Below are 890 nucleotides of genomic sequence, written 5' to 3' on the forward strand. Positions count from 1 at the left end.
GAAGTCGGTGGGGTAACCCGCAAGGGAGCCAGCCGCCGAAGGTGGGGTAGATGATTGGGGTGAAGTCGTAACAAGGTAGCCGTATCGGAAGGTGCGGCTGGATCACCTCCTTTCTATGGAGAATCGTCTTCTGCAACGAAGACATTCAAATATGCCTTTCATGGCAAAAATCTCACTCGTTGCTCAGTTTTGAGAGAGCAAACACTCTTTCAAAATGCGTTTGGTGGCGATGGCGGAGGGGTTCCACGCGTACCCATCCCGAACACGACCGTTAAGTCCTCCAGCGCCGATGGTACTTGGACCGAAGGGTCCTGGGAGAGTAGGACGCTGCCAAGCGCAAGCCCTTATGGGTTGTACCGTAAGAGGTGCAGCACAAATTATATATGGGCCCTTAGCTCAGCTGGTTAGAGCGCACCCCTGATAAGGGTGAGGTCGGTGGTTCGAGTCCACTAGGGCCCACCATATAACTTCATAAAGTAAGCCATACTTCACTTTTTGAAGTGAAAATATGGGGCCATAGCTCAGCTGGGAGAGCGCCTGCCTTGCAAGCAGGAGGTCAGCGGTTCGATCCCGCTTGGCTCCACCAATTATCTTCAACATTGATCCTTGAAAACTAGATAACGAAACGAATTTGCGTTTTAGAAATATCCTTTTAGCTGAACTTGTGTCAACAAGTTTAATAAAAGTAGCAGCGAAAGTTTTTGGGATGATCGATCCTTTGCGGTTTTTGCAACAGAGCGATCAGCGCAAAAACTGGAGCGTTTGGTTAAGCTACTAAGAGCACACGGAGGATGCCTAGGCGCTAGGAGCCGAAGAAGGACGTGGCGAACAACGATACTGCCTCGGGGAGCTGTAAGCAAGCTTTGATCCGGGGATGTCCGAATGGGGAA

General features: G+C 50.6%; 2 tRNA genes and 3 rRNA genes. All 5 read left to right on the plus strand.

What is annotated here, in order from left to right:
* Positions 1 to 113, plus strand: a 16S ribosomal RNA gene (locus MUG84_RS27155); the annotation flags it as partial.
* A gap of 106 nt (positions 114 to 219) precedes the next feature.
* Positions 220 to 336 (plus strand): 5S ribosomal RNA (gene rrf / locus MUG84_RS27160).
* Positions 337 to 385: 49 nt separating this feature from the next.
* Positions 386 to 462 (plus strand) — tRNA-Ile (locus MUG84_RS27165).
* A 48-nt stretch (positions 463 to 510) separates the two neighbouring features.
* Positions 511 to 586, plus strand: a tRNA-Ala gene (locus MUG84_RS27170).
* Between the two features lie 178 nt (positions 587 to 764).
* A 23S ribosomal RNA gene (locus MUG84_RS27175) occupies positions 765 to 890 on the plus strand; the annotation flags it as partial.

The organism is Paenibacillus mangrovi, from assembly GCF_022898935.1.
In the GTDB taxonomy this organism is placed as follows: Bacteria; Bacillota; Bacilli; order Paenibacillales; family Paenibacillaceae; genus Paenibacillus_AQ; species Paenibacillus_AQ mangrovi.